We start from the raw sequence: 25,923 nt of genomic DNA, 5'->3' as shown, positions 1-25,923 counted from the left end.
ATGTATGTTCAGCGACCGGCTGCACCGGCCTCGGCCAATGCGCGGCGGATGCGGTTGACGGTGGTCCAGGCCACGAGCGCCGCCAGCAGCGGCATCAGCCAGGCCGTCCAGCCCGCCAGCGGCCAGCCCAGCGCCACGTAGAGCCCGAGCGCGCCGAACACGAAGGCCCGGTCGCTCTTGCCCAATGGCCCGTCGTAGCGGCGCGAGGCGCCCACCGTGGGGCCGAGCGCGCCGGCGAATTCGCTCAGCCCGGCCAGCACGATCACCGTGCCGACCCAGAACGGGCTGAAGGGCGCCACCAGCGCAAAGGGAAGGTAGAGCGCGGCGTCGGAGACCACGTCGGTCAGTTCGTTGAGGAAGGCGCCCAGCTTGCTTTGCTGGTTGTGCTCGCGCGCCAGCATGCCGTCGATGGCGTTGAAGGCCATGCGCAGGAACATCCACGCCGGGATGAGTCCGAAGGCCGCCAGCGAGGGCGCCGCGAAGAAAAGCCAGAGCCCGAGCACGACCGACACGACGCACGCCGCCAGCGTGACCTGGTTGGCCGTGACGCCCATGGCATGCAGGCGAACCACCAGCGGCCGCAGCAGGGCCTGGAAACGCGGCTTCAGTTCGTAGATCGACACGTTCTGGCTTCCCTCACTCGTTATGTTGTCGAAGCATTCTGCCAGCGTGGCAAGGACTAAACTTGCCCTCGCAGCCCCCTATCCAATGACCATCCAGACCGACGATTTCGCCCCTGCGCCCCAACGCGTGGTGTCCGCAGCCCCCGCCTCGCCCAACGAGGAGGCCATCGAACGGGCCCTTCGCCCCAAGCTGCTCGACGAATACGTCGGCCAGGCCAAGGTGCGAGAGCAGCTCGAAATCTTCATCGGCGCGGCGCGCAAGCGCAAGGAGGCGCTCGACCACGTGCTGCTGTTCGGCCCGCCCGGCCTCGGCAAGACCACGCTGTCGCACATCATCGCGGCCGAGCTGGGCGTCAACCTGCGCCAGACCTCGGGCCCGGTGCTCGAGAAGCCCAAGGACCTCGCGGCGCTGCTGACCAACCTCGAGCCGAACGACGTGCTCTTCATCGACGAGATCCACCGCCTGAGCCCGGTCGTCGAGGAAATCCTCTACCCCGCGCTGGAGGACTACCAGATCGACATCATGATCGGCGAAGGCCCCGCGGCGCGCAGCATCAAGCTCGACCTGCAGCCCTTTACCCTGGTGGGCGCCACCACCCGCGCCGGCATGCTGACCAACCCGCTGCGCGACCGCTTCGGCATCGTGGCGCGGCTGGAGTTCTACACGCCTGAAGAACTGGCGCTCATCGTGACCCGCAGCGCCCGCCTCCTCAAGGTGGAAACCGACGACACCGGCGGCTTCGAGATCGCCCGCCGCTCGCGCGGCACGCCCCGCATCGCCAACCGCCTGCTGCGCCGCGTGCGCGACTACGCGGAGGTCAAGGGCAACGGCCGCATCACCGAGGAAATCGCCCACAAGGCGCTCGCCATGCTCGACGTCGATCCGCAGGGCTTCGACCTGATGGACAGGAAGCTCCTCGAAGCCGTGATCCACCGCTTCGACGGCGGCCCGGTCGGTCTGGACAACGTCGCGGCCAGCATCGGCGAGGAGCGCGACACCATCGAGGACGTGATCGAGCCCTATCTCATCCAGCAGGGCTACCTGCAGCGCACGCCGCGCGGGCGCATCGCCACGCTCGCGGCGTACCGGCACCTGGGCGTGACGCCGCCTTCGAGCCGTTCGGACGGACAGGACCTTTTCGGAGTCTGAAGACCCATGCACACCCACGACCTGAGCGCCTGGCAGCACGACCACCAGTTCGGCGCCGGCAATGCCTCCGCCGAGCGCAGCACGCGCCTTGTGATGTGGATCACCGCCGCGATGATGGTGATCGAGATCGGCGCCGGCTGGTGGTTCAACTCGATGGCGCTCCTGGCCGACGGCTGGCACATGAGCTCGCACGCGCTGGCCATCGGCCTGAGCGCGTTCGCCTACGCGGCCGCGCGCCGCTATGCGCGCGACCCGCGCTTTGCATTCGGCACCTGGAAGATCGAGGTGCTCGGCGGCTTCGCGAGCGCGCTGCTGCTGCTCGGCGTGGCGGCGCTGATGGTCGTGGGCTCGCTGGAGCGGCTGTGGTCGCCTTCGGCGATTCACTACCCCGAGGCGATTTCGGTGGCGGTGCTGGGGCTGGTGGTCAACCTGGTCTCCGCGCGGCTGCTGGGCGGCACGCACCATGACCATGGGCACGATCACAGGCATCACCACCACGGTCACGCTCACGGCGATCACCACGAACACGGCCACGACCTCAACCTGCGCTCCGCCTACCTGCACGTGGTGGCCGATGCCGCCACCTCGGTGCTCGCCATCGCGGCATTGCTCGGCGGCTGGTTCTACGGCTGGGCCTGGCTCGACCCGGCGATGGGCATCGTCGGCGCGGTGCTGGTCGCCAGCTGGGCCCGGGGCTTGTTGAAGGAAACCGGCAAGGTGCTGCTCGACCGCGAGATGGACCACCCGGTCACCGAAGAGATCCGCGAAGGCGTCGAGACCACGCTGGCCGCTTCGGAGACCCGCGTGGCCGACCTGCACGTCTGGCGCGTGGGCCGCGACGCCTATGCCTGCGCGCTCACGGTGGTGACGCACTCACTCACGCTCACCGCCGACGAGGTGCGCGCCTGCTTCTCGATGCACGAGGAAATCCGCCACTCGACGGTGGAAATCCAGCGCTGCGCGGAGTAGGTCTTCACCGCCTCTCGTTCCGCGAGAGTCAGGGCAGTGGAGCGCCGCACATTCAGTGCTTGAAACCGGGAATCGGCACCGGCAAGCAGTTGGGGATGTCTTTCATGGGCGGCGCCATGTTGATGCCTGCGTAGTTGCCGTCAAGGGTCGACCACGCGGGCGGGTAGACATTCGACGAGACATGCAACTTCGCTCCATCGAAAAGAACGCGAACTGCACGCGCCGCTTCCAGGGCTCGGCGTTGTGCCAGCTGCTTCGCATCGGGGGCAGTGTCGCGTGCAACGCCCTCGATATCTGCAGCCTCCAGGTGCGGGTACAGGCGACGGAAGTGATCCAGCTTGTTGGCCAGCAGAACGACCTGATCCCGGCCCAAGGTCGCGGAGCCCTCATCAAAGGCCAGCATGATCATCAATGGTGGCTTGCATGCTTGCGCGGAATTGCCGATGCTCGACCCGATCAGGACGGTCAGGACAAAGAAGAAAGGTTTAGTCGGCATACAGAACGAACCCTACGACGCTGTCCGCGTTGGCCCTTGCCGCGTTGGGATTGGATGCCATCAGTTTCAGGCTCTGCGTCATCTGGTAGACCGTATCGTTCGACGAAAACACGTCATCAAAGTGAGTCACCTCATGGAGGATGGTGGCCAGCTTCGAGTCGATTCTGTAGGAAATGTCGGGAAGCTCGCAAAACGGAAGCCCTATTCCGATCGTGCGCGTCTTGAGGTCGGGCTTGCACACTTCGGCGGCAAGGTGGCCGATATTGCCTGAAGGGATGCAGCCGACATTTCGCATCGCTTCCTCCGAGTAGCGAACGAAGTTGGCTTCTGTCAGCCCCTTTAGTACACGGATACATGCTTTCAGGCCCGTGTCCAGGTGGCGTCGCAAATCTTCATCGCTCTGGCCGAACCACTTGGTCACGCGTTCTCGCTCAGGCTTTCCCCACGCGGCCAGGTCTTTGACGCGTTTCTCGACCAGGCCAACGGCAAGGTCTCGCAGCCCCAAGACCTTGATTGCGAACTCTTTGTTGGTCATGTTCGGGCAGATGTTTTCCGTCTGCTCAGCCTCGGGTGGGTGGCTCACTGCCGCATCGACCAGCTTCTTGCTCGCCGCAACGGCTGCGGCATCTCCAGAGAACCATCCCTGTGATGGGATCGCGCTGGCGTTGAACGCTCCCGCTGCGGTGGTCATGCCGTCATCGAAATGCGCCGATTGCTGCATCGTGGCCACGAGCGCAGGAGGAATCGGGCAGTGACAAATCACCACGTCGCCCTCCAGTGCCACTTCTCCAAGGAATTGCATGCGCCGCGGTCCGCCTGCCTTCGCGATGATGCCGACGCTGTGGCATCCCTCGCAGTACGCGCGTCCTCCGATGAGTGCGACCTGATGACCATGAATTTCGGCAGTGGGTCCGCCGTAGGGCAGCACCCGGCCTCCGGGCGCGGGCGGATCGCCCACCACGATGATTTTTCTCTCCACTGTTCCCTCCCAGGATTTTTTGGTGGGACATTGTGGAGAGCGGCTGGCTTCCTGCGCTTGGGCGTAGTTCACGAAGCTGGCGCTTCTTCGATGGACGCAAGTTCCGTGATCGAAGCAGGCCGGCGGTCCCGGCCGCTCGTGGGAGCAACTGCAGGCTTATGCGCCCCGCCGGCGGACGTGCCGCACGATCAGAATCTGCGCCGCGTAATAAGTCGCCAGCACCCACAACTGCGCCAGCGGCAGCGGCGAGACAAAACGGTTGGTCGCCAGCAGTGCATCGCTCAGCATGAAGAAGCACGCGCCCACCGCCACCCACACCGCGGACGGATCGGCTTCGCGCAGCACCGCCGCGCGCCCGATCGCCTGTGCCGCCATGCAGGCGATCACCACCACGTAGACCCCGACCGGAATCCGCAGCGCAGGCGGCAGCCCGCCCTGCCAGAGAAACGCGTACATCCCCGCGCCGATCAGGAGCGTCGCAGCCAGCATCGCGCGGCGCGGGAACATGCCCACGCCGATGCGGAACAGCGCGATGTACGCCAGGTGTGCGAGCAGAAAACAGACGAGCCCGGGCACGAACAACGCTGCCGAACCCATCAGCAACACGTCACCCGCCAATGAGGCGATCAGGCCGGCCAGCAGCAATCCATCGAAGCGCGTCACGCCGCCCGCCTTCATCGCGCGCCGCGCAGCGAAGACGATGGCGAGCGACAGCGCCAGCGGCTTGCAGATGTGATGCAGCCAGTCGATGCCCAACGCCGCGCTCGCCGTCGCCAGCGCCGCGGCCTCGACCAGCAGCACTTCGGTGACCGACAGCCGCCCCTGCAGCACCGCGCCGATGGCCCAGAGGACGGACGTCAACGTGGCCAGCCACACGGCCGCCTGCGGCAGCGGCATGTCGTCCGAGAACCACAGGAAGACCACCACGCCGCCCAGCATCAGCAAGAACTGCACGCCCGCGAACCACTGCACCGGCTGGCTCACCACCGGCTCGTAGCGCGTGACTTTCGCGATGTCGAAGGCTGGTTTCGGAAAGCGTGCCGCCACGTCGGCCGGGCGCCAGCCGGGCGGCTTGAGCCACACGCGCAGCTTGTCGGCCCAGCTGCGCGCATGCCATGAGTCCTTGGCCAGCGCCCAGTACACCTCGGCATTGGCCCACAGCGGGTCCCAGCTCTTGAGCTCGCCGCGCGTGCCGTAGACGCAGCGTTCGTCCTCTTCGCGGAAGGTGCCGAACAGACGGTCCCACACGATCAGGACGCCGCCGTAGTTGCGGTCGAGATAGCGGTCGTTCACCGCGTGGTGCACCCGGTGGTTCGACGGCGAGCAGAACCAGCGGTCGAACCAGCCGAGCTTGCCCACCTGCTCGGTGTGCACCCAGAACTGGTAGAGCAGGTCGATCAGCGCCACCACGACGAACACCAGCGGCGGCACGCCGGCCACCGCCATCGGCAAATAGAAGATCCAGCCGAGCAGCGCCCCGCTCGACGTCTGCCGCAGCGCGGTCGACAGGTTGTAGTGCTGGCTCTGGTGATGCACCACGTGCGCCGCCCACAGCACCGCCGATTCGTGGCCCATGCGGTGCAGCCAGTAGTAGCAGAAATCGTAGAACACCAGCGCCAGCAGCCAGCCGTACCAGGTGGTCCAGAAGTCGCTCGCGGCCTCCTTGGGGAACAGCGCCACGGCCGAATACACCGCGGTGTAGATGCCGATGCGCAAGAGCCCGGTGAGCACCGCGCTGATCTGGCTCAGCATGCCCAGGCCGATGCTGTTGACCGTATCGGCCAGCCGGTAGGTGTCGTGCCCCGTGCCGCGGCGCGCCCGTGCGCGGCCCACCGCGAATTCGATCGCGATCAGCAGGAGGAACACGGGGGTCGCAAGAACGATGATCTGGCCAGGTCGCATCGCGCGATTGTGGCGTTGCGCGGGGGCCACGCGTCACCGGGATGTCGCGGGTGTGCCATCGCAGCGTCATGCGCGGGTGGGAGCCTACCCGTCCATGCAACGCGACGACGCTTTCCTTCGCGCATGGCGCGACACCGCGACCCAGCCCCCGGCAACGGTGGACCTGGAGGACGACGATCGCCAGCGTCCACCGCTGCACTTCCGCACCCTCTGGATCTCCGACCTGCACCTGGGCACGCCCGGCTGCCAGGCCCGTGCGCTGCTCGACTTTCTCAAGCACACCGAGTGCGAGACCCTGTTCCTGGTCGGCGACATCATCGACGGCTGGCAGCTCAAGCGCCACTGGTACTGGCCGCAGGCGCACAACGACGTGATCCAGAAGCTCCTGCGCAAGGCGCGCAAGGGCACGCGCGTGATCTTCATCCCGGGCAACCACGACGAGTTCGCCCGCAAGTACCTCAATCACAACTTCGGCGGCATCGACGTGGCCGACGAATGGATCCACGAGACCGCCGATGGCCGCAAGCTGTGGATCATTCACGGCGACCTGTTCGACGGCGTGATCCAGTGCGCCAAGTGGCTCGCCTACGTGGGCGACTCGCTCTACGAATTCACGCTCAAGCTGAACCGCCACCTCAACTCGCTGCGCGCGCGCATGGGGCTGCCGTACTGGTCGCTCTCCAAGTACCTCAAGGGCAAGGTGAAGCGGGCGGTGAGCTACGTGGGCGACTTCGAGAACGCCGTGGCGCGCGAGGCCCGCAAGCGCGGCGCGCAGGGCGTGGTGTGCGGCCACATCCACCATGCCGAGATGCGCGACATCGACGGCATCCTCTATTGCAACGACGGCGACTGGGTGGAAAGCCTCACGGCACTGGCCGAGCATGCGGACGGCACGCTGGAAATCATCGACTGGGCACAGCACATGCCGGTGCCGTCGAAGGCGACGCCGGCACGGGAAGCCGTGGCCGCCTGAGCGGCGATAAATCTGGCGCCGTGACGCGGCGTTGCTGCGCGTTGTGCTCCGCGCATGGAGACGACCTGGGCCAATGGGCAAGAGTCCCGATTCTTGAGGCGTGAATTTTTCGCACTCTTGCCTGCCCATTGCCGCGGTGCAGGTCGTTTGACTATTGTTTGTGAATGTGCGGGTTCTGTGTGGCCCAGACTTTTTGGATTGCCATCCATCAGGTCTGCCGCCAGTGCCTCAAACCCTCTCCGTCATCAGCACCGCCATCCCCTTGAGCCTGGGGCTGCCCGCATTGATGCCCGTGCGGCTCGCCGGTCGCGAAGGCGTGAACGGCCTCTTCGAATACGAACTCGTCCTCAAGACCCCCGATGCGCTGAATCTCGGTGCGAGCGGCGCGGCCGATTTCAATCTCGACGGCTTCATTGGGCAAGCAGTTACCTGCCTGATCGAACTTGATGGCTCTGGCGAACTGCTGGCCGGAACCGTTGGCTCCAGTGTCTACGGTACCGGCGCAGGGGTGCGACAGATCAGCGGCATCGTGACGGATGCCGTCATGGAAGGCGAGGCTGGCCGCCATGTGGTCTACCGCTTCATCATTCGACCTTGGCTGCACCTGGCGACGCTGAATTGCGACTGCAAGATCTACCAGGACCAGACGGTCGTCCAAACGCTCGATCAGGTGTTGGGAAGTTATTCGTTCCCCGTGGAAAAGAGGCTGTACGACACCTATCCGATTCGCGATTACTGCGTGCAATGGAACGAGAGCAACTTCGAGTTCTTCGAGCGCCTGTGCCAGGAGTACGGCATCAACTACCACTTCGAGCACAGCGACGGCGCCCATCGCCTGGTCTTGTCGGATGCGATGGCCGCCTACAGGGAATGCCCGAGCGCCGCCTACGCGAACGTCGAATTCCATACCCCCGGGTACAAGACCGACGCGGAATACATCCATCGCTTCGCGGTGCACAACCAACTCACCAGCGGCTCCTACGCCACCAGAGACTACGACTACACACGCAGCAAGGCCAGGCTGATCGGCCAGAACAGTGCGCCACGCTCGACCAGCCATGCCAACGGCGAGGTGTACCAGTATCACGCCAGTGTGGGAGGCAGCCACTTCGTGCAACCGGAGGCGGGGGGCACCGGCCCCAATGAGCCGTCCACCGAAGCGCAGGCCTTCGCTCGGCTGCGCATGCAGCACCTGCGCACCCATGGCGCCCGCGCACATGCCGCAGGCCACCTGCGAGGCATGGTGCCGGGCTGCACGTTCCGCATGCAAAAGCATCCGCGTGAGAGTGCAAATGCGGAATACCTGATCCTGCACACGAACTTCGCGATCGAAGACACGGGGCAGGAGAGCCAGATCAAGGGCGCTGCCCCCGGTCGCTCGCAGAACTGGGCGGTGAGCGTCGACTTCACGGTGCACCCGGTCACAGAAGAGTTGCGCCCCGTGCTCACCCGCCCCAAGCCCAGGACGGGTGGCCCACAGAATGCGGTTGTCGTCGGCCCCGTCGGCCAGAACATCTGGACCGACGAATACGGCCGCATCAAAGTCCAGTTTCCGTGGGACCGCGACGGCCAGTTCAATCAGAACAGTTCGTGCAAGGTGCGCGTGAGCGCGGCCTGGGCCGGCAATCAACTCGGTGCGATGCACCTCCCGCGCATCGGCCAGGAAGTCGTCATCGATTTCTTCGGCGGCGACCCCGATCTGCCCATCTGCACAGGTCGTGTTTACAACCAGATGAACATGCCGCCATACAAACTGCCTGATCAGGCGGCACTGTCGGGGTTTCGCTCGCGCGAACTTGTGGGCGGTGGCGGCAACAGCTCTGCCGGGCGCAGCAATCAGCTTGTCCTGGACGACACGGCCGGGGAAATCCAGGCCCAGCTCAAGAGCGACTACCAGTCCAGCTCATTGAGCCTGGGCTCCATCACCCGCGTTGAAGACCATGGCGGGCGCAAGGACCGGCGCGGTCAAGGCTATGAGCTGCGTACCGACGGCCATGGCGTCATGCGCGCAGCTGACGGCATGCTCATCACCACCGAGGCTCGCGTGGATGCCGCCGGCCATGCCAAAGACTTGGGCGACGCCGTTCCGCGCCTTGTGCTGGCCCGCGATCTGATCGAAGGCCAATCCGATGCGGCCCGTACCAGCAAAGCCCAGATCAAAGGTGATCAGGATGCCGTCGCCAAGGCCCTCGGGAAGCAGAACGACACCATCAAGGGCAGTGGTGGCAACCCGCGGGAAGGGCAGTTTCCCGAGCTGGCCGACCCCCATCTGGTGCTTGCCAGCCCGAGTGGCATCGCCGTTACCTCGGGCGGATCCACGCACATCGCCAGCGTCGAACACACACAAATCACCAGTTCCGCGCACACCAGCATCAACAGCGGCGGCAGCCTGATCGCGGTTGCGCTCGAGGCGTTCAAGGTCTACGCCATGCAAAGCGGCATGGAGGTGATTGCCGCCCGGGCCGACATCGAGATCAAGGCACTCGAAAACTCCATCAGGATGCTCGCCAAAGACAAGATCGAGCTGACTGCCGACATCATCAACATCACGGCCAAGACCCGACTGACGATCAATGGCGGGGGCAGCTATGGCGAGTACAGCGCCGGCAGCATCACCAAGGGGACCACTGGCAAATACATCAACCATGCCGCTGTTCACAGCTTCATTTCGGGGGACTCAAAGCCCACCCGGCCCGTGAACGACAAGGCGTGTGCGACCAAGGAAAACGGTGCCGACAACGGCGGAAATTCGGTGCCGCGCGGATGATCGACGATGCCGATGCTGGAGGGCAAACGCCCCTCTGCGAAAAGCTGATCGACGCGCTGATGGAGGGCTGGGGCGCTCTGACCGCGCTCTCGCCCAAGGAGTTCGGGGGCAAGGCCGGAAAAGAACCGCTTCCCCAGAGGGCCTACCTGTTGTTCAACCGCTGGGACGGAAACCCGCTGGCGCAGGAACTGTGCGAGCAGTTTCCCAAATGGGCGCGTGACCGCATCAGCGTGCCCGATAGCTACTTCGAGTATCACGAAGAGCGTGCGCCCTGCCTGCTGGAGTTGCCCGAAGAGTTGGTTGTCTCCGTCCCGGGATTCAGGACTCGAGACCTGCGCGAATGGTTGGCGCATTGCCTGGCGTTCGCTTCGCAGCAGGTGAACGAGCGTGTCACCAAACAGGACTTCTGCGGTGTGGTCATCAGTTCTGAATCGGCGCAGGCCATCACCAGGTACTGGGTCGGCCTGGGCGACCAACGGCCCCCCCACAAAGAAGAACGTGTGCTGTTTCGCTTCCAGGATCCGCGCGTCATGCAGCGTGTCTGGCATGCGCTGAGTCCCCTGCAGCAAAGCCGGTGGCTCGGCCCGGTCACTCAATGGTGGTCGCTGATGCAACCCTGGGGGCCGTTCGGCGACAGGCCCGAGCCTGCCCGATGGTTTTGTGCCAAAGCACCAGTGCTTCCCTACGGAACGAAAGCGGACGGATCGCCGCGCGATCTGTTCGATGAGGCGCAGTGGTTTCTCTCGGGTGTCTCGCCGGACGCCAATTCGATCTGGCGCAGCTATGCCAAGCACAACATACCGCCCGAGGCCCAGCCCGATCCAGGCAGCTTGCAGCAAATGCTGGCTGACGCCGCGCGCATGAACCTGAAAAACCTCGACCTTGAAGACTATGTCTGGATCACCTGGATGCACGCCCCCAAAGAAGGTCCCGCGCGCGCTATGGACTGGAGCCTGCCGCACCTGGCATCGGCGTTGAGCCAGATTGAAGACCAGTTGCGCGATCGGCCCGAAGCCAGCTTTTCGATGCTTCTGAACAAGATCATCCAGCCTCAAAAAAAGATAAGCCATGGCCTGCAAGAACCCCTGTGATCAATGCGCCCAAAGCGGACTGCCGATTCTGTTCACGCGCTACGCCGCTGCCTACAGCTGCACCGACAAGGGCGCGGCTGCACTGGACAAGCTCAAGCCCAGCGGCAGTTTCAAGAGCCAGCCAGGCGGCATCGCACTCCAGACCGCCCGATACAACGTGCGCATGCTGCGCGCGGGTTATCTGTACATCCGCATCGAAACCAACTGCCGGCTTCCCGCATGGTTCGGCTACGCCGTGCATTCGCATGGCTACCTGACACGATTCGATGTCGATCACCCGAAAGAGGCCGAAGGCCTTGCCGCGTGCAGCCCGCAGGAATGGGGTGCCAACAGAAGCCTTGTGTGGATCCAAGGCGCCAAGGATGTCACGAAGCTGAACTACCTGTTCCACCCCGACCCGATGGACCCCGATCACCTGAGCAAGGTCATCGACAGCGACCTGGACAAGTACACGCAAAGCTTCGACGTGGCCGGCTGGGCCAGCGGCAGCAAGGCCGCGCCCGGCACCGCAGTGCCCAACCCAGACGCAAATAGCTGGAGCGTGGCCGAATTCAGGGCGCTGGAGGACGAAGCCGTGCGCAACGCGCTGGAGCCCCAGTTGTACGGCTTGATGGGCAGCAATGCGATGGAGCGCGGGTGGGGCGACTATGAGCGCAAGCGCTTTGTGGAGACGGACCACTATCTGATCACGGGCGAACACGCCGGAAAAATCACGGTCGAAGAAACCTCGGTCGTGAAACAACTCGGCTACGCCGGTGCACACGGAAAGCGCCTGCAGAACATCGCCAAATTTCTGACCGACAACGGTGGGGCCGTCGTCGCGTGCGACGACGCCATTGGCATTGCGCAGGAATTGGGGCACCTGCAGGCCGAGGCGCAAACTGGCTATAGCCATTGGCAGGCGTCCGGTGCGACAGGGCATCACAAGGATGTGAGCAATGAATGGGTGTTCCAGACGGCCATCGGGGCGCAGGGTCTGATGGCCCTCGCGCAACAGGGTGCTGTCGCTCGCGTTGACCGGGGCTACGCGGAGTCGGCACGCATTCATGCGCCGCTGCCGCGCGACCCCCAGGAGGCCGCCAAGGAAAGCGCCCGCCGAACCGCTGCGCGCACGGCCAACCACCAGCGCGAGCTCGGCAACGCCCAGTCGGCCGTTCAGCTCGCGTGCAGCCAATGGTTCGACCAGGCTGCGGCACGCGACATCCTGCAGGAGCAAAGGATCCGGCAGGAGCAAGCGCAAGACAGAGTGGCCGCGCTCGGCCGTGACCAGAACAAATGGGTGTTCGGCAGCCTGTTGCTCGCGGCCCTGGGCCGTTTCAGCGATCAGGACGGCAAGATCAACAAGTCCGGTGGCGGCGCCGCATTGAGCCTGCAGCTCGCTCAGTGCCTGGCAGGCCTGGAAACGCACGAAGCCGGGCGTGAGGCGCTGCGGGCAATGAACCCGTGGGGCGGCAGCCTGCTGTCGCGCCTGCTGTGCTTCAACAGCGACACCCTCCTGGCAGCCTACAAAGACTTCGAAAACCCCAAGCCCCCGGCCGCGGTGGTGCCCCCCGCCGAGCCCGAAGCCGCCATGACCGAAACATTGGCGACGACCCTCAAATTGATGGCCGGGCGCCTGGCCTTGGGCGACAAGGCACTGGGCTTCATCGATGAAGCGCAAAACGCCGACGCACCGGCCATGCTGCGCAAGGCGGCCTGGGCCGGCCACGTGTTCTCCCTGCTCTCGGCGCGCGCTGCGACCGGCATCGGCGGCTGGAAAGCATCGCAACTGGAAGCACGCATGGTGCAGCACCTGGCCCTGGCTGGCATGAGCACCCTGGGCAGCACCGTGAACAAGGCAGTGGCGCAGCTGCAGGCCGACGTTGCAGAGAACGCCAAGCGCATTGCGCTGCGGGCCAAGAAGCTGAAGTCCATTGCAGATCCGGCCACCCGTGCCGGGAAGGCTGCGGCGCTGGAGCGCGCACGCACTGCGGCCCCTGGAACGCGTGCAGCGATGCTGGGCGCGCTGATGGACCTTGGCGCCGCCATCATCAAGGGCAACCAGTTCGGCACCAAGTTCGATGCACGCACTGCCTTCGACCTTGCGGGCCAATTGCTGCAAGGCATCGGCAGCCTCTATGACTGGCGCGCCAAGGCGTATGAAGAAACGATCTTCAAGGGGGTGAAGGGGTATGACGCCTACAAGTACCCGGCACTTGTCGAAGGTTTGGACAGCATCAAAGCGCTGCATCTCAAGAGTCTTCGGCTGTCGGCGTTCAAATTTCTTGGGCCGGCGGCGGTGTTTTCAACGGTGCTGGATGGAATGGATGCTGTGAAATCTAGAGACAGAGGGCAACTATGGCTATCACGCGCTCAAACTGCATCTGTTATTGGAACCGTACTCACCGTCCTCGGTACCGGTGCCGCGATATTCGGTGTTGAGGGCATCGCTTGGGCAGCGGCCGCAGCAACCCTGGGCTTAATGGGAGCCGCGTTAGCAATCGGCAGCACGATTTTTGTGCTGCTCTTGAGCGAGGACAAGTGGATTACCTGGTTGCGCGATATTCCTCTGAACAAGCAGCGCAAAGGTAAGAAGCCGATGCATGACAACTTGCGGGAAACACTGCAAGACCTGGCTAATGCTCAGAAGGAATTGCAACTGGCTTGAGGAAAATCATGTTCGTTCGAGAAAACAGCTACGCGATAGCGCTAAGAAAATCTATCGAGAAGAGTCGCACTCACATCAACCTTGAAGGCCAGAAGCAATGGCCAATCAACCGCTCGGGTGCATCGGGTGTCACGATACCCAATGGCGCAGTCTATGCGCAGAATGATGTTTACTTGGAGTTGTGCAATTCAGGGTGGAATTTGCAATGGCGTGCAGGCATCGGAAATTTCTATGTGATATTTCCGGCCCTTTTTATTATTTGGTTCTGGTATGGGATGACTATTCATCCTGTCCTGTTTGGGCAGTTGATTGTCTTTTGGTATTTCACTTCTCAATTTGATGTTGGAGATTTGATTTTTGGATGGCTGCTGGGTTTTCCCGCCGCCCTGGCTTGTGCCTTTCTGATTTTTGCCTGGTTCCACTACATGGGCATGCGCACTTGCTTCTTCACTCTCGCGCGAGGTCGTATCCGCTTCAATCGGATCACGCGCAAGGTGTATGTGCTGCGTCCCAAATACTGTGGAGGCAACGCGGTGTTCGAGTGGAATCGGCTGGTCGCACTGTTCGAGCCCGAGGGCACCAGTGCCGGAGCCAAGCAGACCATCAAGGCCCTGGCCCTGTACCACCCTCCCTTCGATGCCGCCGACCCCACGGCCCAAGGCGAAGACTGCCTGTTCGCAGGCCCTGCCGTCACCGGCCCCAGCGGCGCGGCCCATTTGTGGGAATACATCCGCCAGTACATGGAAACAGGCCCCACCATCGACCGCATTCCGGCTGACGCACCCGCCAATTTCAAGGGCATCGCACGCTACCTGCATCCGGACTACACCACCTACTGCGGCTTGCCCAGCTGCAGCCAGTACCGGCAGGAGTGCAGGCCCGGCTTCATGGAGACCTTCTTTCACATGAGCAGCCAGATCACCTGCAGCTGGCCGCGTTTTCCTGCGGAATGGCAAAGCGACAGCGGCCTGGGCGAACCTGAAGACAAGCCCGTGCAGACGGGGGCCGTGATGACCGCATTGGTCTATCGCGCCCAGGGCAGGCTGAGCAAGGCCGATGAGGTGGCGTTGATGGAGCGTTATGGCACTGCAGAGGCGTTGGCTGCAGCGCGGGCGCGGAGGGATTGATGCCCCTGCGCAAAGAGTTCACGCTCGCTGCTTACTGCCATTTCGAGAAGACCGCGCAACGCCTTGTCGCAGCGGCCGCTCCCAAGCCCCGACTCCAGCCTCTCCTTGCAAGCGAGCAGACCCTCGCGCGCCAATCGCCACAGCCCGATCGTTTGGTTGCGGTTCAGGCTGCCCGCGTCCCTTTGATCGAAGCGGCCCGTCCGCTGTTGCTGGCCTTGGTCCATATGCCCGGGCAGCTTGACGCAGCCCGCGCCAGTACCTTGCACAGCGACCTGGTGTGCCAGGTCGCCGGCTTCCAGTCCGTGTGCGTGGATGCGTTTATCCGCAAGGAGTACATCACCGGTGCGAGCTACATGCTATGCACCGCACTGGATGAAGCGGCGGGTTTGTCCGCCTGGGCGACGGGCCCCGCAGCAGGCGTCAACGCCTGGGCCGGACGGCTGCTGGCGGTTCGGTTTCACGGCGACGGCAGGGGCGGCGAAAGCGTATTCAAGCTCATGGCGAACCTGCTCAAAAGACCAGCCGAGCACGTCGACCTGCTGGAACTGCTGCTGATCGTCATCGCACTCGGGTTCGAAGGCCTGTACCGCAGAGCCGCCAATGGCAAGCGCGTTCTCGACGACATCCGCCACACCCTCTTTGCAACGGTGCGGTCTTGCCGGGGTGACGGCATGCACATGGTGCACTGGCGTGTGATCGAGAGTCTGCTGTGGGGCGAAGTGCTGCCCGGCGAACTGGCGGACACTGCGCAGGCGCTGTTTCAATGATCGCGAACCAGACCGTCAAGGACCACGACCAGTGGCGCAGAGGCACAGGCCGAGCACATGCCGGTGCCGTCGAAGGCGATCGCTCCGCAGTCGACCAACTCAGCCGCGGCCCTTCGGCCCCTTGCCCGGATGGCCGAACTGCTGTTCGCGCCAGGCGTCGTAGTGGCGCCACATGCTCTTGTTCATCTCATCCATCCACAGCCACCAGTTCAGCGCCAGCTTCTCGGAGTCGTGGGTGATGGATGAAAGGGGCGCGGCCGGCGTGGCTGGCGCGGTGCGGGCAGGCGGGTCGGGCAATTCGTAGTCGCACAGCCGCTCGATGCTGGCGTGCGAGAAACCGGGTGTGGTGGTCGCGTGCATGGTGCTCTCCGTTGAGCGCAGCGCATTCTCTGGCGCACAGAACAACTCCCGGCTGGTAATTTTGCGTGGTCGTCCGGCGACGCTGCAGAGGGCTATCCCGGGTGTGCGCGCAAACTACGGAACCCGGTAAGTCTTCGTCCGATCCGACGATCCCCCCGCCGCACTCCCAGGTGCACACTCGCCGCTGTACTCCTTCCAACGGGACCGCACCATGGCTTGGACACTCAGCGCTGCCGAAACGGCATTCCGAAATGAGGTTCGCGACTTCCTCTCGCGCGAGTTGACGCCCGAACTCCGCGCCGCCGGCCGGCGCTGCTCCGGCATCTTCAGCGACTACGCCGAAGGCAACGGCTGGCACCGCATCCTCGCCAGGCGCGGCTGGAGCGTGCCGCACTGGCCCGTCGAGCACGGCGGCACCGGCTGGACGCCGATGCAGCACTACCTCTTCGCGGCCGAACTGGCCGCGGCCGATGCGCCGCAGCGCGCGCCCATGGGGCCGGGCATGGTCGCGCCGGTGATCATCGCCTTCGGCACCGAGGCGCAGAAGCGCGCCTGGCTCCCCGGCATCCGCTCGGGCGAGGACTACTGGTGCCAGGGCTATTCGGAGCCGCAGTCGGGTTCGGACCTCGCCTCGCTGCAGTGCAAGGCGGTGCGTCAGGGCGACCACTACGTGATCAACGGCACCAAGATCTGGACCACGCATGCGCAGTACGCCAACCGCATGTTCTGCCTTGTGCGCACCACCTCGGGCGGCAAGCCGCAGCAGGGCATCAGCTTCCTGTGCTTCGACATCCCGACGCCGGGCATCACTATCCGGCCGATCATCAGCATCTCGGGCGACCACGAGCTCAACCAGGTGTTCTTCGACGACGTGCGGGTGCCCGCCGAGGGCCTGATCGGCGAGGAGAACCAGGGCTGGACCATCGCCAAGTACCTGCTGCAGCACGAGCGCGGCGGCGCATGGACGCCGATGCTGCGCGCGCGCCTTCGCCGGCTGCGCAAAGTCGCCGATGCGATCGGCGACCGGCACGAAGCGGACGACATGGCGCTGCGCCTGGCCGACGCCGAATGCGCCATCGATGCGCTCGAAGCCACCGAGCTGCAATCGCTGCGCGCCCAGGCCCGCGGCGAGCCGCCCGGCATCCGCCCCTCGATGGGCAAGGTGCTCGGCTCCGAGCTGCGCCAGCGGCTGACCGAACTCGGCGTCGAAATCGCCGGCCACCATGCCGCCGTCGATCTGCCGCTGGACGACGGGCTGCAAGGCGAGCTGCCGATTCCCGAAGAGGCCGTGTTCTCGATGTCGGCCTACCTCAACGACCGCGCCGCTTCCATCTACGCCGGCTCCAACGAGGTGCAGCGCAACATCGTCGCGGCCCACCTGCTGGCCCGCTGAGGTCATTGCCATGAGCACATTCACCACCGAACAGGACGACACCCTCGCGATGCTGCGCGACAGCCTCGCGCGCTACCTGGACGACCACCACGGCTTCGAGCAGCGCCTGCATGCGCTCGCGAAGGCCGACGACGCGCCGCCGCCGTTCTGGCAGGGTCTTGCACGCGATCTCGACCTGCTGGGCGCAGCGCTGGCCGAACCGCAAGGCGGCCTGGGCCTCGGCATGGCCGCGCACCTCGCGTTGATGGAAACACTGGGCGGCGCGCTCGCGGCCGAGCCTTACCTGTCGACGATGGTGATCGGCGCCGGGCTGCTGCAGCGCCACCCGGGCGCACAGGCCGATGCGCTGCTCGCGCGCATCGTCGCGGGGCAGGCCGTGCTGGCCTTCGCGCACAGCGAGCCGCAAAGCCGTTACGAGCGCGACGATGTGCAGATGCAGCTTTTGCGCGAGGGCGACGGTTTCCGGCTCGATGGCCGCAAGGCCGTGGTGCAGGCCGCGCCGTGGGCCAGCCATTTCATCGTCACGGCGCGCAGCAGCAAGGGCCTGTCGCTGCTCGTGGTGCCACGGGACGCGCCGGGCCTGCGCCTGCGCGCCTACCCGACGCGCGACGGCGGCCGCGCCGCCGACATCGCCTTCGACAACGTGCGCTTGCCCGCCGATGCATTGCTCGGCATCGAAGGCGGCGCGCTGCCGCAGATCGAACGCGCGCTCGACGAGGCCACGCTCGCCGTCTGCGCCGAATCGGTCGGCATCATGCGCCGCCTGCTGCGCGACACGCTCGACTACGTGCGCCAGCGCAAGCAATTCGGCGTGCCGATCGCGAGCTTCCAGGTGCTGCAGCACCGCCTGGCCGACATGCACATGGCGCTGGAGCAGGCCGCGGCGCTCACCGCGAGCGTCGGCGAAATCGTCGACACCGCGAGCGACGACGAGCGCGCCCGCGCGGTCTCGTCCGCCAAGGTGGCCGCGGCCAAAGCCTGCAGGGCCGTGGGGCAGGGCGCGGTGCAACTGCATGGCGGCATGGGCATGACCGAGGAATTGGCCATCGGCCACTATGTGCGCCGCGCCACGCTCATCGAAGGCCAGTTCGGCCCGCCCGCATGGCATTTGCGCCGCGTGGCGAAGCTGCGCGCCGCCGCAACGTCGTGAGATAGATCGATCGCGCGGGACGCATTCGTCGCTTTGGACGATGCACCCCCGCCGCCCCCGCGCCAAGATGCCTCTCTACACAGGAGACAGACCATGGCAGGTCCATTGCAGGGACTCAGGGTGATCGAGATGGCGGGCATCGGCCCCGGGCCGTTCTGCGCGATGCTCTTCGCCGACATGGGGGCGGAGGTGATCCGCATCGAGCGCCCCGGCACGCGCACCGCGCCCTGCGACATCCTCGCGCGCGGCCGCAGCACGCTGCAGATCGACCTGCGCGCTGAAGGTGCGGCAGCGAACGTGCTCGATGCCATCGCCAAGGCCGACGTGCTCATCGAGGGCTTTCGCCCCGGCGTGATGGAGCGCCTGGGCCTCGGCCCCGCCGAATGCCATGCGCGCAACCCGCGCCTGGTCTACGGCCGCATGACCGGCTGGGGCCAGCACGGCCCGCTTGCGCATGCGGCGGGGCACGACATCAACTACATCGCCATCAGCGGCGCGCTGCACGCCATCGGCCGCGCGGGCGAGCCGCCGGTGCCGCCGCTCAACTACGTGGGCGACTTCGGCGGCGGCGCGATGCTGCTGGCCTTCGGCATCCTCGCTGCGCTGCACGAAGCCAAGGGCTCGGGCCAGGGGCAGGTGGTCGATGCGGCGATGACCGACGGCGCGGCGCTGCTGTCTTCGATGATGTACGGCTTCAAGTCGGCCGGCATGTGGAGCAACCAGCGCGGCGAGAACATGCTCGACGGCGGCGCGCACTTCTACGACACCTACGCCTGCGCCGACGGCAAATACGTGGCCGTGGGCGCCATCGAGCCGCAGTTCTATGCGCTGCTGCGCGAGCGCTGCGGCATCGCCGACGACACCGCCTTCGATGCGCAGATGGACGCCGACCGCTGGCCGCTGCTCAAGCTGCGCATGGCCGACCTGTTCCGCACCCGCACGCGCGACGAATGGTGCGTGCTGCTCGAAGGCAGCGACGCCTGCTTCGCCCCCGTGCTCGATTGGGACGAGGCCCCCGCGCACCCGCACAACGTGGCGCGCGGCACCTTCGCGAACGTCGGTGGCGTGGTGCAGCCCGCGCCCGCGCCGCGCTTCAGCCGCACCGCGCCCGTGATGCCGCCGGCCACCGCGCACGACGATGGCGAGGCCGTGCTGCGCCGCTGGGGCGGCGCGGTCGCGCCCGTCACGGCTGGCTGAGCGCGTTCAACACAACAACCAAAAAGGAAAACACCCATGCCCATCGACTTTCGCCGCTCCTGGAGCGATGAAGACCTGGACCTCTACCGCGACAACGTGGTGCGCTTCGTCGAAACCGAAGTGCTCCCGCACGACGAGGAAGCGCGCAAGCGCGGCCACGTGGGCCACGAGGTCTGGCGCAAGGCCGGCTCGCTAGGCCTCCTGTGCGCCGACATTCCCGACGACTACGGCGGCGCTGGCGGCGACTTTCGCCACGAGGCCGTGGTGTACGAGGAGATGTCGCGCCGCGGGCTCACCGGCATGGCCACCTCGGTGCACGCCATCGTCGCGCACTACGTCTTCAACCACGGCACCGAAGAACAGAAGCAGCGCTACCTGCCCCGCATGGCGAGCGGCGAACTGGTCGGCGCCATTGCCATGACCGAGCCCGGCGCCGGCTCCGACCTGCAGGGCGTGCGCACCCGTGCCGAGAAAAAGGACGGCGGCTACCTCATCAACGGATCGAAGACCTTCATCACCAACGGCTACCTCACCGGCCTGGTGCTCGTGGTGTGCAAGACCGACCCCGCGCAAGGTGCCAAGGGCACCTCGATCCTCATCGTCGAGACCGAGGGCTGCGAGGGCTTTCGCGTGGGCCGCGTGCTCGACAAGATCGGCATGAAGGCGCAGGACACCTCCGAGCTTTTCTTCGACGACGTGCGCGTGTCCGCCGATGCGCTGCTCGGCGGCCAGGAGGGGCAGGGCTTCTTCCAGCTCATGAGCGATCTGCCTTATGAACGCACCATCATCGGCGTGAGCGCGCTCGCGGCCATGGAAGGCGCCTACCAGGCCACGCTCGACTACGTGCGCGACCGCAAAGCCTTCGGCAAGCCGATTGCCGAGTTCCAGAACACCAAGTTCAAGCTCGCCGAGATCGCCACTCAAATCAAGGTGGGCCGTGCCTTCATCGACCGCTGCGTCGAAGACCTCGTGGCCGGCCGGCTCGACACCGCCACCGCCTCCATGGCCAAGCTCTGGGGCACCGAGGCGCAGGGCCGCGTGATGGACGAGTGCCTGCAGCTCTTCGGTGGCTACGGCTACATGAACGAATACATGGTCGCGCGCATGTATGCCGATGCGCGGGTGCAGCGCATCTACGGCGGCACCAACGAGATCATGAAAGAGGTGATTTCGCGGGCGCTGTGAGGCGCAACAGCGCTTGCGCGCTCAGGTCAGCCGGCGAATTTCAGCCCGCGCGATCTCGCGGTGGTGGTACGAAGGCGAGATGCCGATGAACCGCGTGTAGCGCTCCACCGCGGCCACCGTGTTGCCCGTGTCTTCCAGCTCCAGCGCCTCGAGCATGAACTGGGTGAAGAGCTTGTTGGCGTCGGCCTCCCGGTCGGATGCCGCGAGCGTCTTGGGCCGCAGCTCGGGCCGCTCCGCGAAGAGCTTGCGCTGCACTTCCATCACTTCGAGGAGCGCGCGGCCGATGCGCTCGACGTTCTCGGAGGTCGGCTCCAACTGCGCCTCGCGCACCTCCGTGGCCGCCTGGTCGAGCAGATGCGAGGCCACCCGCAGCAGCTGATGGAGGGGCTTGAGGTTCGTCATGGCCGGGCCATCTGGCCGGCGGCCCTGTGCACGGGAAAGCGGTCGGGTGGCGACGATGCCTGTTGCTGCTGCTCGGCTTCCTTCAGTTTCTCGGCCAGTTGGCGCTCGCGCTCGGCGATGGCGAGGCTCTTGGCCATGTCGTAGCCGTGCTCCTTCACCGAGAAGGCCTTGCACACGCTGCCCTTGCCCGCGGTGAACGTGGTCGCCAGCCAGTAGCCGGGATGGCCCGCGTTGGGCATCTTGAACTGCACCCCGCTCACGCCGCTGGAGTTGGTGATGCGCGTGATCTCGGACTTGGTGCGCTTGGCAACACGCGGCCCCGGCGGCTGCACCGTCAGGCCCTGCCGGATCGCTTCTTCGGCGGGATGCAGGCGCGCCAGGCCCGACATGCGGGTCAGTTGCTTTTCGCGCTCCTCGATGGCGAGCGCCAGCGCGCCGCTGCCCACCGCATCGACCGGAAAGTCGGTGCGCAGGATCTCGTCCTGCCCGATGTAGGTTTTAGCGACCCATGCCCGCACCCGTCCACCGGACGCGACCTGGCAGAAGACGCCGGAGACGCCCGTGGTGTTGTTGGCCCGCAGTTTCTCGGCCCGCGTGCGCCGCGCCACCGGCGGCACGCTGCGTACCACTTCGTCGCGCCAGTCCTGCGCCTGCAGCAGCGCCTGTTCCAGGCCGCCGTAGCTGGCCTTGCCGAATTGCCGGTAGTAACGGGTGCCGTTGCGCACGAGCGAGACTTCGTAGCCCCAGGGGCGAGGGGCGATGCCGTACATGGCGGCGGGGTTGGGGATACCTCTGGGCATTTCTTCGGACGCGCTGCTTTGTTCAGCATTTCTGCTGGGGGGCTCCCTGGCGGGTTGGCTGTTCTGCCAACGATGCTAGGGATTGCGCGGGGGTGGCGGTATCACCGATTTCCGTAGTCCTGAGGTGGCTCGGTGGGGTGGGGCCGGCGCCGGATTCATTCCTATCTATTCGGGCCGTAAAGGAACACCATCGGCGGATGATCCAAATCAAATCGCTCCTGACCGTCTTCGCCCTGCTCACCGCAGGTTTCGCCGCCACGACGGTCCATGCGCAGGTTTCGCCCTTCCCGGCGTTCCCGGCAGGCTTCAAGACGCAGAACATCAGCGTCAACGGCGCGACGCTCCATGTCCGCGTCGGCGGCAAGGGGCCCGCCGTGACGCTGCTGCATGGTTATGGCGAAACAGGCGACATGTGGGCACCCATGGCCGCCGACCTGGCGCGCGACCACACGGTCGTCGTGCCCGACCTGCGCGGCATGGGCCTGTCGGACCACCCGGCCGGCGGCTACGACAAGAAAACCCAGGGCAAGGACATCGCGCTGCTGCTTGACGCGCTCAAGATCGACCGCACCGATCTCGTGACGCACGACATCGGCAACATGGTCGGCTACGCATTCGCCGCCCAATACCGCGACCGCGTGACGCGCTTCGTGCTCATCGATGCGCCGCTGCCGGGCGTGGGGCCGTGGGAAGAAATCCTGAAGACGCCGCTGCTGTGGCACTTCCGCTTCGGCGGGCCGGACATGGAGCGGCTGGTGGCTGGTCGCGAGCGGATCTACCTCGACCGGTTCTGGAACGAGTTCTCGGCAACCCCGGCGCGCTTTTCGGAAAGCGCCCGCAGGCACTACGCCAAGCTGTATGCGCGGCCGGGCGCGATGCACTCGGGCTTTGCGCAGTTCGCGGCCTTCGATCAGGACGTGATCGACAACAAGGTCTTCATGGCGCAGGGCAAGCTCGCGATGCCGGTGCTGGCGGTGGGCGGGGAGAAATCGTTCGGGCCGATGATGGCAACGGTGATGCGGTTTGCCGCGAGCGATGTGACGGAAGGGTCGATTCCGGATTCGGGGCACTGGATCATGGAGGAGAACCCGACTGCTACGGTGAAGGTGGTGAGGGGGTTTCTCGACGGGGCGAAGTAACAGCGGCTCGGCCGCCTGCGAGGAACCTACCGGATCACCCCTAATTTCCTCGCAATCGCCACCGCCTGCGTCCGACTCTTCGCATCCAGCTTCATATTGATATTCCGCAGGTGCGTGCGCACTGTGCTGTCCGACACGAACAACTTCTCCGCCATCGCATTGTTCGAGTACCCCTCCGCCAGCAGTTGCAGCACCCGGATCTCCTTGCGCGTCAGCGGCTCCTTGATCCCGTCGCCGGCCGGCGCCGTCTCCGCATCGACCGGCGCCATCGGCCCCATCGCCTGCAGAAGCCGCTGCAGATAGTCCGCAAGGATCGGATCGCCCCGCGTCGAAGGGGACGCCGCAGCCTCCTGGGCCGCCGCATTCGCATACCGCTGCACCAGCATCCCCACCGCCGGCCCTTCGTCGAGGATCAACCGCATGAAACCTTCCTGGCTCGCGGTCTGCAGCACGGCGCTGATCTCGTCGATTGCGGCCGCGACGTCTCCCGCACGCTGCAGCGCCATCGCGCGCAGCACGCGCAGCTTGAGCACGCGGCGGTTGCGGTTCGAGGCGACGGCCGCGTGCATCTCGGCATCGAGCACGGCCAGCGCCGCGCGCGCATCGCCGAACGCGATGTCCCAGCGCGCCTTCGCCAGCGCCAGGTAATCAAGGTCGTGCGCGGGCAGGCGCTGGCGCCGCTCGCGCGCCCACAGCTCCGGATCGTCCGCGCGCAACAACTCATCGCGTGACGCGGGCCCGTTGCCTTGCAGCAGCAGCATGCGCGAGCGCTCCAGCTTCGCGCCGGCCACCACGCGCGGCAGTTGCCGGTGGTGCCCGAGGTATTCGAGTTCGGTCAGCGCCAGGACGGCCGCGTCGATGTCGCCCGCGTGGAACGCGATGCGCGAGCGCATCACATGGCTCAGGATCATGTGGTCCGGCAGGCCGACGTCGCGCGCGAGCGGCAGGTACACGTTCAGCAGGTGATCGGCCTGCGGCAACTGGTTCGACTCGTACACCACGCCGGCGTACAGCACGCCGGCCCAGGCATTGCCGTGGCTGTGGTTGTAGGACACGGCATGCGTCGTATCGACCGCCATGCGAAGCCGCGCCGTCGCCTGCCGCAGTCGCCCTTCGTGCAGATCGAACAGGCCTGCGAGCGACTCGGTGTACATGCGGTTGAAGGTGCTGTTGCCCTGCTCGCGCCGCGCGGCATCGAGCAGCCGCTGCGCCTCGCGCTGGTCGCCGCGCACGGCAAGGATGTGCGCCATCGCGTTGAGCAGCACGCTGTCGGCAAAGGGCAGGCCGGTCGGCAGCCGTGCAAGGCAGGGGCCGCCCACTTCGTACGCTTCGTCGTGCCGGTCCTGCATCGCGAGCAGCAGCGGCACCAGGGTGTGCGCACTCGCGCGCACTGCGGGAATCTCGCTGTCGAGGCAGCCCGATTGCTCGAGCATCTGCATCGCCTCCCACGGCCCGTGCGTGAAGCAGGTGGCCCACAACGCGATGGGTTGCAGGAACGGGTGCGCGCGCAGCTGGTGTTCGGGAATGGCGGAGAACCAGCGCGCAAGCATGCGCATGCGGCCCTGTTCGAGGAACTGTCCCGCGTAGCTGTCGAGCAGCGTCAGCGCATGCGGATGGTCGCCGCCTTCGATCGCATGGTCGATGGCGGGCACGGGTCGGTCGTGCGATTCGTACCAGCCCGAGGCCGCGAGGTGCAGCCGCTCGATCTCGCCGGGCTGCTCCCGCGCGAGCTGCGCACGCAGGAAGTCGGCGAACAGGCTGTGATAGCGCCACGCGCGGCCGTCGCCGCTCACGGGCGTCAAGAAAAGATTGGCCGCGGCCAGTTGTTCCAGGATGGCCGCGCAATCGATGCGCGGGTTGAGCGCCTGGCACACCGAGGCATCGAGCTGGCGAAGGATGCTGGTGCGCAGCAGGAAGTCGCGAATGTCCTTGGGCTGGTGCGCGAGCACGTCTTCGGCCAGGTACTCGGCCACCGCGCGGTCGGAACCCGAGAAGCGCTCGACAAAACCGGTCTCGGTGCCGTGCCGCTCCAGCGCCATCGACGCGAGCCAGATGGCGGCCACCCAGCCCTCGGTCTTTCGGTGCAGTTGCGAGAGCAGGTCGGCCGGCAGCGTCTGCAAGGCTTGCGATGCATGGGCCTGCCGCAGTCCGAAGAAGGCGCTGGTTTCTTCCAGCGTGAAGCGGAGGCGGTCGGTGTCGATCTCCATCAACTGGCCGCGCGCGCGCAGCCGGCCCAGGCTCAGGTCGGGCAGGCTGCGCGAGCCGATCACGATCTGCCCGCGGCGCGGCAGCTGTTCGATGATCTCGCGCACGAGGCCGAGCACGGCGGGCTCCTGCACCACTTCGAAGTCGTCCAGGAACAGGGTGAAGGGCGCGTCGTGCGCGGCCAGCGCGGCGACGGCGTCGAAGGGGCCGTTGGCGCGGGGCTCTTCCACGCCCAGGCGCTGCGCGGCCTCGGCCAGGCAGTTGAGAAAGCGCGAGACGTCGTTGTCGGCGCGGTCCAGCGTGAGCCAGGCGGTGGCGGTGCCCTGCGCCTCCATGCGCTCGCGGATCTGCGCCATGGCGGTGGTCTTGCCGAAGCCGGCCGGCGCACGCACGAGCACCAGCTTCACGCCGGCCGCGGCAATCGCCTCGCCGATGGCGGTGCGCGGCACCTGCGTGGCGACGAAGGCCGGCGGGTTGAGCTTGGTCTCGAGAATCCGGAGGGAGGGCGGCGGTGGAGAAGCAGGAGAAGGCATCGCAAACGGGGTGTGAGCGCCTTGAAATTCCGTCGCTTCCGACGATTCCGGCGGGTGATTCTGCTGCC

At 65.8% G+C, this 25,923-nt stretch carries 21 protein-coding genes; 13 read left to right on the top strand and 8 right to left on the bottom strand.

All coding sequences use genetic code 11. The features are described 5' to 3' along the window. Positions 1-8: 8 nt before the first annotated feature. Positions 9-623, bottom strand: coding sequence for a CDP-alcohol phosphatidyltransferase family protein (locus J2W23_RS13895; protein ID WP_307649149.1), 615 nt, complete (start codon positions 621-623; stop codon positions 9-11). An 85-nt stretch (positions 624-708) separates the two neighbouring features. Here J2W23_RS13895 and ruvB point away from each other — a divergent pair, with 85 nt between their 5' ends. Both ruvB and dmeF read left to right on the top strand, forming a co-directional pair. Beyond that, a complete protein-coding gene (gene ruvB / locus J2W23_RS13890) occupies positions 709-1,773 on the top strand; it encodes a Holliday junction branch migration DNA helicase RuvB (RefSeq protein ID WP_307649148.1) in 1,065 nt (354 codons plus the stop codon). A gap of 6 nt (positions 1,774-1,779) precedes the next feature. After that, a complete protein-coding gene (dmeF, locus tag J2W23_RS13885; protein ID WP_307649147.1) occupies positions 1,780-2,742 on the top strand; it encodes a CDF family Co(II)/Ni(II) efflux transporter DmeF in 963 nt (320 codons plus the stop codon). 52 nt (positions 2,743-2,794) lie between these two features. Here the strand turns inward: dmeF and J2W23_RS13880 are convergent, their stop codons facing one another. The 3 genes from J2W23_RS13880 to J2W23_RS13870 all read right to left on the bottom strand — a co-directional run bounded on the left by J2W23_RS13880 (position 2,795) and on the right by J2W23_RS13870 (position 6,119). Then, positions 2,795-3,238: a hypothetical protein gene (locus J2W23_RS13880; protein WP_307649146.1), complete on the bottom strand. Its 444-nt coding sequence runs from the start codon at positions 3,236-3,238 to the stop codon at positions 2,795-2,797. Beyond that, complete coding sequence (locus J2W23_RS13875; RefSeq protein WP_307649145.1) at positions 3,228-4,289, bottom strand: M35 family metallo-endopeptidase; 1,062 nt, start codon at positions 4,287-4,289, stop codon at positions 3,228-3,230. The genes J2W23_RS13880 and J2W23_RS13875 overlap by 11 nt, the downstream gene beginning before the upstream one ends. Before the next feature lie 84 nt (positions 4,290-4,373). Further along, positions 4,374-6,119: a lysoplasmalogenase family protein gene (locus J2W23_RS13870; protein ID WP_307649144.1), complete on the bottom strand. Its 1,746-nt coding sequence runs from the start codon at positions 6,117-6,119 to the stop codon at positions 4,374-4,376. A gap of 94 nt (positions 6,120-6,213) precedes the next feature. Between J2W23_RS13870 and J2W23_RS13865 the strand changes: the two genes are divergently transcribed. From J2W23_RS13865 to icmH, 6 genes are all read left to right on the top strand, one after another. Next, positions 6,214-7,092, top strand: a complete 879-nt coding sequence (locus J2W23_RS13865) for a UDP-2,3-diacylglucosamine diphosphatase (RefSeq protein WP_307649143.1) — start codon at positions 6,214-6,216, stop codon at positions 7,090-7,092. A gap of 223 nt (positions 7,093-7,315) precedes the next feature. Further along, positions 7,316-9,859 carry a type VI secretion system Vgr family protein gene (locus J2W23_RS13860; RefSeq protein WP_307649142.1) on the top strand — a complete coding sequence of 848 codons (2,544 nt, stop codon included), beginning with the start codon at positions 7,316-7,318 and terminating at the stop codon, positions 9,857-9,859. Then, the gene (locus J2W23_RS13855) at positions 9,856-10,950 is read left to right on the top strand and encodes a DUF4123 domain-containing protein (RefSeq protein ID WP_307649141.1); all 1,095 of its coding nucleotides are present in this window, start codon (positions 9,856-9,858) and stop codon (positions 10,948-10,950) included. Before J2W23_RS13860 ends, J2W23_RS13855 begins: the two co-directional genes overlap by 4 nt. Further along, complete coding sequence (locus J2W23_RS13850; protein ID WP_307649140.1) at positions 10,928-13,597, top strand: T6SS effector BTH_I2691 family protein; 2,670 nt, start codon at positions 10,928-10,930, stop codon at positions 13,595-13,597. The genes J2W23_RS13855 and J2W23_RS13850 overlap by 23 nt, the downstream gene beginning before the upstream one ends. 8 nt (positions 13,598-13,605) lie before the next feature. Continuing rightward, entirely contained in the window at positions 13,606-14,724 is a 1,119-nt protein-coding gene (locus J2W23_RS13845; protein WP_307649139.1) for a hypothetical protein, read from the top strand. After that, positions 14,724-15,491: a type IVB secretion system protein IcmH/DotU gene (gene icmH, locus J2W23_RS13840; protein WP_307649138.1), complete on the top strand. Its 768-nt coding sequence runs from the start codon at positions 14,724-14,726 to the stop codon at positions 15,489-15,491. The genes J2W23_RS13845 and icmH overlap by 1 nt, the downstream gene beginning before the upstream one ends. Before the next feature lie 99 nt (positions 15,492-15,590). Here the strand turns inward: icmH and J2W23_RS13835 are convergent, their stop codons facing one another. Beyond that, positions 15,591-15,851, bottom strand: coding sequence for a hypothetical protein (locus tag J2W23_RS13835; protein ID WP_307649137.1), 261 nt, complete (start codon positions 15,849-15,851; stop codon positions 15,591-15,593). 211 nt (positions 15,852-16,062) lie between these two features. Here J2W23_RS13835 and J2W23_RS13830 point away from each other — a divergent pair, with 211 nt between their 5' ends. The 4 genes from J2W23_RS13830 (at position 16,063) to J2W23_RS13815 (ending at position 20,776) form a co-directional block, all read left to right on the top strand. Continuing rightward, positions 16,063-17,244 (top strand): acyl-CoA dehydrogenase family protein, encoded by a 1,182-nt coding sequence (locus tag J2W23_RS13830; RefSeq protein ID WP_307649136.1) that lies wholly within the window; start codon positions 16,063-16,065, stop codon positions 17,242-17,244. A 10-nt stretch (positions 17,245-17,254) separates the two neighbouring features. Beyond that, positions 17,255-18,394 carry an acyl-CoA dehydrogenase family protein gene (locus J2W23_RS13825; protein WP_307649135.1) on the top strand — a complete coding sequence of 380 codons (1,140 nt, stop codon included), beginning with the start codon at positions 17,255-17,257 and terminating at the stop codon, positions 18,392-18,394. A gap of 93 nt (positions 18,395-18,487) precedes the next feature. After that, positions 18,488-19,591: a CaiB/BaiF CoA transferase family protein gene (locus J2W23_RS13820; protein ID WP_307649134.1), complete on the top strand. Its 1,104-nt coding sequence runs from the start codon at positions 18,488-18,490 to the stop codon at positions 19,589-19,591. A 36-nt stretch (positions 19,592-19,627) separates the two neighbouring features. Continuing rightward, positions 19,628-20,776, top strand: a complete 1,149-nt coding sequence (locus tag J2W23_RS13815; RefSeq protein WP_307649133.1) for an acyl-CoA dehydrogenase family protein — start codon at positions 19,628-19,630, stop codon at positions 20,774-20,776. Positions 20,777-20,797: 21 nt separating this feature from the next. Here J2W23_RS13815 and J2W23_RS13810 read toward each other — a convergent pair whose 3' ends face one another. Together J2W23_RS13810 and J2W23_RS13805 are read right to left on the bottom strand one after the other, a co-directional pair. After that, positions 20,798-21,178, bottom strand: a complete 381-nt coding sequence (locus J2W23_RS13810) for a hypothetical protein (protein ID WP_307649132.1) — start codon at positions 21,176-21,178, stop codon at positions 20,798-20,800. After that, positions 21,175-21,978: an AP2 domain-containing protein gene (locus J2W23_RS13805; protein ID WP_307649131.1), complete on the bottom strand. Its 804-nt coding sequence runs from the start codon at positions 21,976-21,978 to the stop codon at positions 21,175-21,177. The genes J2W23_RS13810 and J2W23_RS13805 overlap by 4 nt, the downstream gene beginning before the upstream one ends. 206 nt (positions 21,979-22,184) lie before the next feature. Here J2W23_RS13805 and J2W23_RS13800 point away from each other — a divergent pair, with 206 nt between their 5' ends. Next, the gene (locus J2W23_RS13800; protein WP_373423935.1) at positions 22,185-23,117 is read left to right on the top strand and encodes an alpha/beta fold hydrolase; all 933 of its coding nucleotides are present in this window, start codon (positions 22,185-22,187) and stop codon (positions 23,115-23,117) included. A 26-nt stretch (positions 23,118-23,143) separates the two neighbouring features. Here J2W23_RS13800 and J2W23_RS13795 read toward each other — a convergent pair whose 3' ends face one another. After that, complete coding sequence (locus J2W23_RS13795) at positions 23,144-25,855, bottom strand: LuxR C-terminal-related transcriptional regulator (protein ID WP_307649130.1); 2,712 nt, start codon at positions 25,853-25,855, stop codon at positions 23,144-23,146. Between the last annotated feature and the right edge of the window lie 68 nt (positions 25,856-25,923).

Origin of the sequence: Variovorax boronicumulans, assembly GCF_030812215.1 — a bacterium.
In the GTDB taxonomy this organism is placed as follows: domain Bacteria; phylum Pseudomonadota; class Gammaproteobacteria; order Burkholderiales; family Burkholderiaceae_C; genus Variovorax; species Variovorax boronicumulans_C.
Note: the sequence above shows the minus strand (reverse complement) of the source record. Positions and strands in the feature narration are given on the sequence as shown.